General features: G+C 54.8%; 13 protein-coding genes. 3 read left to right on the top strand and 10 right to left on the bottom strand.

Annotated features, from left to right (window positions below):
• Positions 1-313: 313 nt before the first annotated feature.
• Positions 314-1549, bottom strand: coding sequence for a DUF6688 domain-containing protein (locus tag QP442_RS07005; RefSeq protein WP_006681046.1), 1236 nt, complete (start codon positions 1547-1549; stop codon positions 314-316).
• A gap of 34 nt (positions 1550-1583) precedes the next feature.
• Between QP442_RS07005 and QP442_RS07000 the strand changes: the two genes are divergently transcribed.
• The 3 genes from QP442_RS07000 (at position 1584) to QP442_RS06990 (ending at position 2933) form a co-directional block, all read left to right on the top strand.
• Positions 1584-1967, top strand: coding sequence for an Eco57I restriction-modification methylase domain-containing protein (locus QP442_RS07000; protein WP_442953377.1), 384 nt, complete (start codon positions 1584-1586; stop codon positions 1965-1967).
• A gap of 78 nt (positions 1968-2045) precedes the next feature.
• The gene (locus QP442_RS06995) at positions 2046-2411 is read left to right on the top strand and encodes a hypothetical protein (protein ID WP_285069717.1); all 366 of its coding nucleotides are present in this window, start codon (positions 2046-2048) and stop codon (positions 2409-2411) included.
• A 15-nt stretch (positions 2412-2426) separates the two neighbouring features.
• On the top strand, positions 2427-2933 hold the full coding sequence (locus QP442_RS06990; RefSeq protein WP_285069716.1) for a hypothetical protein: 507 nt from the start codon (positions 2427-2429) through the stop codon (positions 2931-2933).
• Between the two features lie 214 nt (positions 2934-3147).
• On the opposite strand, the gene QP442_RS06985 is transcribed toward QP442_RS06990, so the two are convergent.
• From QP442_RS06985 to rapZ, 9 genes are all read right to left on the bottom strand, one after another.
• On the bottom strand, positions 3148-3378 hold the full coding sequence (locus QP442_RS06985) for a pirin-like C-terminal cupin domain-containing protein (RefSeq protein WP_103632616.1): 231 nt from the start codon (positions 3376-3378) through the stop codon (positions 3148-3150).
• Between the two features lie 6 nt (positions 3379-3384).
• Entirely contained in the window at positions 3385-3462 is a 78-nt protein-coding gene (locus QP442_RS08705; protein WP_424133818.1) for an IS1/IS1595 family N-terminal zinc-binding domain-containing protein, read from the bottom strand.
• 212 nt (positions 3463-3674) lie between these two features.
• Complete coding sequence (secG, locus tag QP442_RS06980) at positions 3675-3920, bottom strand: preprotein translocase subunit SecG (RefSeq protein WP_006681051.1); 246 nt, start codon at positions 3918-3920, stop codon at positions 3675-3677.
• Between the two features lie 144 nt (positions 3921-4064).
• Positions 4065-4841 carry a triose-phosphate isomerase gene (gene tpiA, locus QP442_RS06975; RefSeq protein ID WP_006681052.1) on the bottom strand — a complete coding sequence of 259 codons (777 nt, stop codon included), beginning with the start codon at positions 4839-4841 and terminating at the stop codon, positions 4065-4067.
• Between the two features lie 3 nt (positions 4842-4844).
• Positions 4845-6035, bottom strand: coding sequence for a phosphoglycerate kinase (locus tag QP442_RS06970; protein WP_006681053.1), 1191 nt, complete (start codon positions 6033-6035; stop codon positions 4845-4847).
• Positions 6036-6159: 124 nt separating this feature from the next.
• Complete coding sequence (gap, locus tag QP442_RS06965) at positions 6160-7167, bottom strand: type I glyceraldehyde-3-phosphate dehydrogenase (protein ID WP_006681054.1); 1008 nt, start codon at positions 7165-7167, stop codon at positions 6160-6162.
• 198 nt (positions 7168-7365) lie between these two features.
• Positions 7366-8349 (bottom strand): DNA-binding protein WhiA, encoded by a 984-nt coding sequence (whiA, locus tag QP442_RS06960; RefSeq protein WP_006681055.1) that lies wholly within the window; start codon positions 8347-8349, stop codon positions 7366-7368.
• A gap of 22 nt (positions 8350-8371) precedes the next feature.
• Complete coding sequence (locus tag QP442_RS06955; protein WP_103632615.1) at positions 8372-9376, bottom strand: gluconeogenesis factor YvcK family protein; 1005 nt, start codon at positions 9374-9376, stop codon at positions 8372-8374.
• Positions 9377-10324 carry an RNase adapter RapZ gene (gene rapZ, locus QP442_RS06950; RefSeq protein WP_006681057.1) on the bottom strand — a complete coding sequence of 316 codons (948 nt, stop codon included), beginning with the start codon at positions 10322-10324 and terminating at the stop codon, positions 9377-9379.
• Between the last annotated feature and the right edge of the window lie 14 nt (positions 10325-10338).

The raw sequence follows: 10338 nt of genomic DNA, 5'->3' as shown, positions 1-10338 counted from the left end.
GTACGCTACGTACTCAGTTACTGCAGGATTTTCCAGCCCGGCATCGCTGAGGATCTTGGCAACGTTTTCCATATTCATCTCTCCTAAAATTTCGGGTATCCGAAAATTAAGTTCAGCATACCTGAATTTTTGAAGCGAATTTGGACTTATGTCCCGCCTGGCAGAAATCCCGCCTGGAAGAAATATGGTTTTACATCGGGATAATCCTGGGTCTGCTGAACCAACAGGAAGATCATAGAAAGCCAGTAACCGAAACCTGGCTCAATCCGTGCTCGGGTCTACGAAACACGGGCGTTAAAAGTGTACAGCTCCGTTAGGCCGTGTACTGGAGGGCTATGCGATCTTCCGGATGACGATCATTCAGATAGAGGACGGCCAGGAAGAACCACTCCGCTGGTTTCATCAAAAACCACACAGCATCAGCCGCCCACTGCGATCTGATCAGCTTGGCAATCGGGAAGCCATACGTGTCATATAAGCGTCGAATAACCCGATGGGTTCTGGGCACACGCTCTTCCAGCATCTGCTCAAACGCATTTGCCACAAGCAACTGGCGATTGACAACTACCGGCCGTCCATGACGCAATCCCATGCGAATCGGCTTTACCACCGTTCGGTGTCCGCCAGCCGCCACGGTGCACAGGTAGTGTTCGTCAAAATACACGTTTTGCGGGGCAACCTGCTGTGACAGGTTCCAATCACTGGTCTCTGTAAACGCCCTCACCACTAAGCTCGGCGATTGGCCAAACAAAGCTAGAATCCCGACCAGCACGGCAAGCAGCGGGAGCGCCGCTACAAACCCCAGAAGGGGCCAGCGTTTCGCATCAGCCACCATTGCATCCAGTGTGCTCAATATCGAGGAGCCATCAATGCGGCCTCGTCTGTCTTCATCAGCTTCGTAGGCTCGAACTTGGATCGCAACTATTTTCACCACAATCGCAAGAACAGCCAGCAAAGGTAGAACTAACAGCGCGTCTAGGCGCTTTTCAAAGGTGGTGATCTGAATAGTCCACGCCAGGCCGAACGCGACGCCCAAGTAGAGCCCCGCAATCGCAATCACAACTACGAGGGGCGGCAACTGCTTGGCCTCGTTGAAGCGCAAAATGAGGAACCCGAATACGAACAGTAACGAGATGAACAGCACGTGTGGCCATGCCCGCGTGTAAATCGGCGCATGAGTTTGATAGTTTGCCAGCTGAACGTGCCAGTCCGCAGTAGGCACAACCTCTTTGAAGAACCCTAGGTATCCGAACTCATAAACCGCTAAGACACACAGGGTCCAAACGTCCAGGCCTGCATCGAGAACCGGCAGGTCCTTACCACTCCCCGCTTTGGCCGCACGGATTATTTGGCTGACAGTCAGCGCTACTGGGTAACCGACCACGAGTGCGACGAGGGCTCCTCCAACCAGAATCTGCCCGAGAATCTGACTTGCGCCTGAAGGAGGTTGGGATACGAGGGAGGCAATCGCTCCGGTGATTCCGATCAACAGAGCCAAAACGATTCGCGAAAAAGAGGGGTGCTTGCTGGCGTAGCGGTACAGCTTCACTTGTCCTCCTCTCCTGCAAAACACGATAGATCGTGTGCGGCACAGGTGGGTTTTTGGTTACGGCGATGACACACGTTTCGGATACTTTGACGTGATTGTGACGAATCCACCTTTTGGCAGCAAGATCCCCATTAAGGATAAAGCCATTCTGGAGCAGTTTGAGCTGGCTCATATCTGGCAGCAGGATAAGAAAAATAACATTTGGACGATGACCGAACGCCTGCAATCATCTGTTCCTCCGGAGATATTATTCATCGAGCGCTGTACACAGTTCTTAAAGTCGGGCGGTCGCATGGGTATCGTGTTGCCGGATTCTATCCTCGGCTCTCCCGGACTTGGATATATCCGAGAATGGCTAATCCAAAATCATCGCATCATTGCCAGCATTGATTTGCATGCGGATACCTTCCAACCGTGAAACGGAACGCAGACCTCTGTTCTTTGAAGGGACCAGATTTTTGAACAAGCCGGACTTCTATCAAAAATGCTGGAGCATGTGTTTCTGAGCAAACAAAAGAAGGCGCGGCAAGATCCAAAACCGGTGATCGATAAGGTCGCCAAACGCTATGGGATCTATGCGAACATGCTGGTTGATACGCTTGTTACGATGGACAAGCAGAGTATCAAAAATATTGTTTATGATTGCGGACATATCCGCTTGCCACATTTATCGGAGGATACGCAACAAGATACCATCTTTTCTTATGGGGATAAGGATCCGAATGTCGGACACGCAAGAAGAAGCATCAAGAAACATTATCCCAAGGCAAAATTAAAAATCTGGCAAGGCTACGGACACTGCGAAGAAATGACACAAAACACAGAGGCCTATATGGCTTTTGTAAAAGGATGTATGGATTAAGGAGAATATGGGTTTATGGATACCCTTCGAGCAATACTGGATGGGGTAGCTATCGCTGCTATTTTTAACGGAGCAGTCGCAAGTTTGGTGCTTATAAATCCAAGATGGTTTTTTGACTCTTATCCTAAAGCCATTCAAAAGGCAGCTCCTTTACCCATGACAAAGCAAGAGAAAAAAATAAATCTCATATTAAGCATCGCTCTCACCGGGATGTGTTTTGTTTATTCAGTTGTAAGCCTTTTGCATTCAAAAACTTTTGGTTTTTGGAATTTATTTTGGATGAGCTATATTCAGTGGAGCATATTAAATGCAGGAGATTTTTTGCTGTTAGATTGTCTGTTGTTTCAAGGTAAACATAAGGGGGAAATTGTTATTCCTGGCACAGAGGGCCAGGAGGACTATAAATTTAAGAATTGGATGAAGCACTTGGCTCTTGCGGAGCATTTTTTGTTCGTGCCATTTTTATTGATACCAATCGTAGCTGTCGTTCAGGCGTTCGTTGTTGAATTTTTGGCAAGTTGATGAGCAATCTGAACCTTTTAACGATTACTGACACTTTTTAACGATTGCTCTCCGAGGGGTACGAAAATCGGAAACAGGTATGATGAAAAGAGATATATAAAAGCAAAAAATCATACAAAAACTGCCACGAATGCGGGGTGTGACCGATGTAGTCTTCGACTTGGCCGAAGCGCTCTCCCCCAGCTTCCCACTCGCAACGGAATTGCTCAATTTCTCAGTAGTCGCAACCAATGAAGTTCCACCACATAACGACGCTCTCTTTGAAGAGTTCGCCACCGACAAAGAACACTCGCGCGGTGGGCATCCCGGTATTCGCGATACGGAGTTGGGTCTTGCCGACGCCCGTGTACACAAGGTGTGTGGGCTCGACGTTGATGCCGTCTGCCGAACAACGCACCGTTTTCGTATGAACAGATGCTCGAAATCGACCTTGATCCAGCTTCACCGGGTATCAGCGCTGAAGACCAGCAGGCGTTTTCCCGTTACGTACCGTTGAACCCCCACAAACAGGGCATGCCACATTAGCCATGGATCAACCATGACCCACACCGACCTGCCTAGCCGAACCTCTATAACCAAACCCCTGCTCAAACAAACCCACCCACGCCGCCAACCGGTCATCAGTCAACTGAGAACCCGAATGCATACAAATCCCCCGGAAGAAAAACTGAATAAATCAGTCCAACTTCCGGGGGACAGATCACGCGCGGTTGGAGCCCAAACTTTCGAAAGACTAACGGGTCAGAAAACCCACTTTTGCATCAGACCGTAGGCAACGATGCACACGACCCACACGATCAAAATGCCGAGGGTGATTCGGTTCAGGTTACGCTCTGCAACACCGGATGAACCGGCGGTAGACGAAATGCCACCACCGAACATATCGGAGATACCGCCACCCTTGCCCTTGTGCATAAGGACCGTGAGGGTCAGCAAAAGGCTGGTCAGCACGATGAGGACGAGCAGGGTAATTTTGAGTGCGGTCACTGTTGAATCCGATTCTTGAATAGGCGATACACGCGTAAGCGCATCGCTGAAACGTAACTGTCGCTAGTCTAGCGGGTTAAAGCCCGAGGGAGCCAACCGGCAAGCCGGTTGACTCCCCCTTCAGAGCCAATTGTTAAGAATTGCTCAGGCGTAGAAGCGTGCCATCTCGGCGAAGGAATCAGCCTTCAGCGATGCGCCACCGATGAGTGCACCATCGATGTCGGGCTGAGCCATGAGTTCCTTGATGTTGCCCGGCTTTGCCGAACCACCGTAGAGAACGCGAGTTGCTTCAGCGGTGTCTGCACCGAAGTCTTCAGCCAGTGCTGCACGGATTGCACCGCAGACTTCCTGTGCATCTTCGCTGGTCGCGGTTTCGCCAGTGCCGATTGCCCAGATGGGTTCGTAGGCGATGACGATCTTGGCGACGTCTTCAGCGGACCAGCCAGCGAGTGCTGCGCGGATCTGGCCGAGGACGAACTCAACGTGGGTGCCGGCCTTGCGGATTTCAAGGGCTTCACCGCAGCAGAGGATCGGAGTCATGCCTGCGTCGAGGGTCTTCCGTGCCTTCGCACCAACGAGTTCGTCGGATTCGTTGTGGTACTCACGACGCTCCGAGTGGCCCATGACGACGTACGTACAGCCGAGCTTGTCGAGCATAGCGGTGGAGATTTCACCGGTGTATGCACCGTTGTCGTGGATGGAAACGTCCTGTGCACCGTACTTGATGCCGAGTTCATCGGCGTCAACGATAGTCTGAACGGTACGGATGTCAGTGAACGGAGGAATAACCAGGACCTCACACTTGGAGTAGTCGTGGTTGTGATCCTTCAGTTCCATTGCCAGGCCCTGGACAAGGTGATTGGCCTCGAGGTGATCGAGGTTCATCTTCCAGTTGCCGGCCATCAGCGGGGTACGTGTCATTTTTCAGTCCTCCAGAACTGCAATACCCGGCAGAACCTTGCCCTCGAGGAGTTCGAGGGAAGCGCCACCACCGGTGGAAATGTGGGAGAAGGTGGATTCGTCGAAGCCGAGGGTACGAACTGCAGCTGCAGAGTCGCCACCACCGATGACGGAGAACATATTGCCGTCAGACAGTGCCTGAGCAACTGCCTTGGTGCCTGCTGCAAATGCCGGGAATTCGAAGACGCCCATCGGGCCATTCCATGCGATGGTCTTCGCCGATGCAATTTTTTCGGCGAAGAGCTTCTGCGATTCAACGCCGATATCGAGGCCCATCTGGTCATCCGGAATAGCGTCGACAGCAACGTTGGTTGCCGGTGCGTCAGCTGCGAATTCGGGAGCAACGACGACGTCGACCGGGAGGATCAGTTCAACGCCACGCTCTGCTGCTTCGGCGATGTAGCCCTTCACGGTTTCGATCTGGTCTGCTTCGAGCAGGGACTTGCCGACCGAGTAGCCCTGAGCTGCAAGGAAGGTGAAGGCCATGCCGCCACCGATGAAGAGGCGGTCAGCCTTCTTCAGCAAGTTGGCGATAACACCGAGCTTGTCAGAAACCTTGGAACCGCCGAGGACGACACCGTAGGGACGCTCCGGGTTCTCAGTTGCCTTGCGCAGGGATTCGATTTCCTTCAGAACCAACAGGCCGGAAGCGGAAGGAACGAGCTTGGCGATGTCGTAGACGGAAGCCTGCTTGCGGTGCACAACACCGAAGCCATCGGAGACGAATGCGTCGCCGAGTTCTGCGTATGCCTTGGCCAGTTCTTCGCGTTCTTCGTCAACCTTGGAGGTCTCGCGTGCGTCGAAGCGGACGTTTTCGAGAAGAGCGATTTCGCCTTCTCCGAGAGCTGCAACGGTAGCCTTGGCGGATTCGCCAACAACGTCGCCTGCAAGGCTGACGGGGGCGTCGATGAGTTCGCCGAGACGAGCTGCGGCAGGTGCCAGCGAGAATGCCGGATCGACCTTGCCCTTCGGGCGACCGAGGTGAGCCATGATGATAACCTTGGCGCCAGCCTTGGTCAGCAGGTTCAGAGTCGGCAGTGCTGCGCGAATACGACCGTCATCGGTGATGACACCGTCCTTCAACGGAACGTTGAAGTCAGAACGAACCAGAACGCGCTTGCCACGCAGTTCGCCGAGAGTTTCGATGGTCCTCATAGAACCAACCTTTCATTAAAGGGGCGGAGTATCCGCCCGAAAATCGTGAGTACACAAGCGCCCGCACACCTCATAGGGGTGCGCGGGCGCAAGTGTTTGCTGCTCACAGCGTACGAGGTGCGATTCAGGCGAGCTTCGAGCCAACCAGAGCGGTCAGCTGGACGAGGCGGTTGGAGTAGCCCCACTCGTTGTCGTACCAGGACAGGACCTTGACGAGGTCGCCGATGACCTTGGTCTCGGATGCATCGAAGATCGAGGAGTGCGGATCGCCGACGATATCGGTGGAAACGATCGGATCTTCGGTGTACTCGAGGATGCCCTTGAGTTCGCCTTCAGCAGCAGCCTTGACTGCAGCGTTGAGGGATTCAACGGTGACGGGCTTCTCTGCCTGGAAGGTAAGGTCGGTGAGGGAGCCGGTCGGGGTGGGAACGCGGACTGCGAGGCCGTCGAACTTGCCTGCGAGCTCCGGGAGAACCAGAGCAACAGCCTGTGCCGCACCGGTCTTGGTCGGGATCATGTTCAGTGCTGCTGCACGTGCACGACGGAGGTCCGAGTGCGGTGCGTCAAGGACGCGCTGATCGCCGGTGTAGGAGTGGATGGTGGTCATGATGCCACGAACGATGCCGAACTCCTGGTGGAGAACCTTGGCCAGCGGTGCGAGGCAGTTGGTGGTGCACGAAGCGTTCGAAACGATGTTCATCGTTGCGTTGTCGTAATCCTCGTGGTTCACGCCCATAACGAAGGTGCCGTCAACATTCTTCGCCGGAGCGGAGATAACGACCTTCTTGGCGCCAGCTTCGATGTGAGCTACAGCCTTGGTGCCATCGGTGAAGAAGCCGGTGGACTCGACAACGACCTCAACGCCGAGCTCGCCCCAGGGGAGGTCGGCCGGGTTGCGCTGTGCGAGGACCTTGATGGCCTTGCCGTTCACGATAATGGAGGACTCGTCGTAGGAAACTTCACCATTGAAACGACCGAGAATCGAGTCGTACTTGAGAAGGTGAGCGAGAGTCTTGGTGTCGGTGAGGTCGTTCACTGCAACGATCTCGATGTCCGCGCCCTGCTCGAGTGCTGCGCGGAAGAAGTTGCGTCCAATACGGCCAAAGCCATTGATGCCAACGCGGGTGGTCACTATTGTCCTCCTGCTCATGCCCTGCACGGGCACGTTTTCGAATGTGCAACCGGTATCCGCACGGTGCGAATCCGGCCCGCAGTTATCTGCGGTTCTAGCAAGACCCAATTTACACCCCACGGTGGTCTACGGCACCTTCAGTGAACGAACCCCTACGTGGCAATAATAACGTTCGTGGCTTGAGGTGGACTAAAGTCCTCAGTCGTCCTCGAGCATTTCGATCGTGAGTGCAGCTTCCGTATCCGGAATCCCGCGATCGTGAGCAACCTTGTCAGCCATGGCCAGCAGGCGACGAATACGACCGGCAACAGCATCTTTCGTCAACGGCGGATCCGTGTGCTTTCCCAGTTCCTCCAAGGACGCCTGCTTGTACTTCAGACGCAGAGTTCCCGCTTCAAGAAGATGAGGCGGAATGTCGTCGCCAAGGATTTCGAAGGCACGTTCTAGTCGGGCTCCCGCGGCTACAGCAGCACGCGCAGAACGACGCAGGTTTGCGTCATCAAAGTTCGCCAGACGATTCGCCGATCCGCGGGCTTCGCGCTTCTCTCGACGGTCCTGCCACGTCTTCTGAGTAGAGGAGGCACCCATCTTGCCAATCAGTTGTCCGATGGCCTCTGAATCGCGGACAGAGACGCGGTCCGTTCCTCGTACTTCTTTCGAACGTGCAGCGGCGCCCAACTTTCGCGCACATCCGACCATAGCGAGCGCAACCTCAGGTCCCGGGCATGTCACTTCCAGCGAAGTCGAGCGCCCGGGCTCCATCAGCGACCCCCGCGCAAGGAACGCTCCACGCCAGACCGCGGCCGCTTCACCGTTCCCCGACGCTACTAAGGTGGCGGGGAGACCGCGTACTGGCCGGCGAAGAGAATCGACAAGACCGGTCATACGAGCAAGCTCGTCAGCCTTATGCACAACGCGAACAACAAAACGCTTACCGCGACGCAGCGAACCACCTGAAACAACGACAACCGTTGATTCAGCGTTGTAGAGCGTCTGCAAAAACAGGCGAAGACGGAGCGCCGCTGCGGGGGTATCCAGTTCTGCTTCGATCAGAATGTGGCCGGAAACAAGGTGCAGTCCACCAGCGAACCGCAGAATCGCAGCGGTTTCAGCAGCCATCTCAGACTGAGTTTGTGGCGCAACGCGCGCAAGTTCGTCTTTTAAATCAGTAGTTAGTGACACGTTCATTTCCTCAGATGTCGCTTCAGGGCAACCAAGTCTCAGTTTTGCCGACTTCTCCAAGGAAGCCGTCAAACGCATCCCTCAGCGCTGCGGCAAGGCGGAGCGGGTCGTGGTGCGGTTGCCCATCACCGGTACGAACCTGTCGAAGTAGCACGCGAGCGCCCACCCCCTCTGAAGCAACAATAAGGTCGTCGACATCATCGATGGCGGTTGGATCGGCAATAATCACATCCAGTTTGAAATCTGGAGCATAGTCGCGGATCACGCGAACATGATCGGCAGTGGTCATACGATCTGTCTCGCCACGCTGGCGCGATAGGTTCAAGATCAACGCACGGTGGGCATCAGTCGTCACAAGTGCACGGTGAACGTCTGGCACCAACACATGCGGAATCACGGACGTGTACCACGAGCCAGGACCAAGCAAAACCCAATCCGCCTGTTCGATCGCCGTCCCAACTTCTGCTGGAACACGCGGGCTTTTGGGAAGAAGACGAATATGTTCGACAGTTCCTGGTGCAACCGCCACCTTCGACTGTCCCGAAACCGTGTACTTACGTCCGTCATCATCCATGTCCGCTTCGATCTGGAGAGGATCGATGGACATTGGAAGCACACGGCCGCTCGCACCAAGAAGGCGCCCAACCCAATCAAGACCCTCAACCGGGTCGTCAAGCAACTGCCACAAGCCGGAGATCAAAAGGTTACCTAAAGCGTGCCCATTCAACGGCCCGGTTGTTTCAAGACGCGTTTGCAGGACATCGCGCCACGTCAGACCCCACTCGGTTTCTTCGCAGAGAGAAGCAAGAGCCATGCGAAGATCACCGGGTGGCAGGATCTCCATCTCTTGACGCAGACGACCTGATGATCCCCCATCATCGGCGACGGTAACTACCGCAGTCAGCGATCGCGTGATGTGACAAAGAGCGCGCAGAGTGACGGAAAGACCGTGGCCACCACCGAGAGCGACAACGGAAGGACCGGTTTCTCCGCGTAGTGTCCAACCTGCTGCATCGACGTATGACATTTACTCTCTCCCGAGGTCACGGTGGTGGACTCGGACAGGATAGCCGTTTTCACGAAGCCTGTTGGCAATCAGTTCCGCACATGCGACCGAGCGATGCTGACCGCCGGTACATCCCACGGCAATTGTTGCGAATGGTTTGAGCTCACTAATGTAGCCCTGAAGCATGGGGGCAAGCAGGTCCGCATATGACACAACGAACTGTCGAGCTCCGGGCTGATCCAGCACATAATCCGCAACCGGCTTATCGCGACCGGTCAGATGACGGAGTTCATCCACCCAGTACGGGTTCTTCAAGAAACGCACGTCAAGCACATGATCAGCGTCAATCGGGATTCCTCGTTTGAAGCCGAAAGATTCAACTGTGATTTGGAGCGGACGATCGCCCTCTCCCGCAACGACATCGCGGATATGACGCGTCAGGTCATGGACGGACATATTCGACGTGTCAATCACTTCATCTGCGATGCGACGAACGGGAGCAAGCATGCGTCGTTCGGCTTCAATGCCGTCCAGGATTGTCTTCTGCCCCTGCAACGGGTGTGGGCGACGGTTGGACTCGTAGCGTTTCACCAGAGTGCGTTCGTCTGCCTCGAGGAAGATAACCCGGTAGGCGACACCCATTTCTCTCATTTGATCCAGCGTCTTCGTCAGATCGGCAAAGAATGTGCGTGAGCGTACGTCAACGATTGCTGCCAGACGGTGGACGCCTCCGCCTGCCGGTGACATCATGCCAACCAACGCGGGCAACATTGAAGGTGGCAGGTTATCAACGACGTACCAGTCGAGGTCTTCAAGCGCTCTGCCTGCCCCGGTACGTCCAGCGCCAGATGCACCGGTGATGATGAGGACCTCGTTCGATGCTATGGGGGCAACGACCGGGCTGTTCATGTCAAGCAACGGGATGCCTGCAGGTACGGTTGGCGGGTTGTTATCGAGTTCGTCAGTCATGGTGTAACTATCGC

This window comes from Pauljensenia sp. UMB1177, from assembly GCF_030217965.1.
GTDB classification, from domain to species: domain Bacteria; phylum Actinomycetota; class Actinomycetes; order Actinomycetales; family Actinomycetaceae; genus Pauljensenia; species Pauljensenia turicensis_A.
The sequence above is the reverse complement of the archived record's forward strand: the minus strand, read 5'-3'. Positions and strand labels throughout refer to the sequence as shown.

Coding starts and splice junctions, on each gene's coding strand:
- rapZ (WP_006681057.1), bottom strand. CDS start 10,324: ATGACTGACGAACTCGATAACAACCCGCCAACCGTACCTGCAGGCATC.
- QP442_RS06970 (WP_006681053.1), bottom strand. CDS start 6,035: ATGAGGACCATCGAAACTCTCGGCGAACTGCGTGGCAAGCGCGTTCTG.
- QP442_RS08705 (WP_424133818.1), bottom strand. CDS start 3,462: ATGGCTAATGTGGCATGCCCTGTTTGTGGGGGTTCAACGGTACGTAAC.
- tpiA (WP_006681052.1), bottom strand. CDS start 4,841: ATGACACGTACCCCGCTGATGGCCGGCAACTGGAAGATGAACCTCGAT.
- QP442_RS06955 (WP_103632615.1), bottom strand. CDS start 9,376: ATGTCATACGTCGATGCAGCAGGTTGGACACTACGCGGAGAAACCGGT.
- QP442_RS06990 (WP_285069716.1), top strand. CDS start 2,427: ATGGATACCCTTCGAGCAATACTGGATGGGGTAGCTATCGCTGCTATT.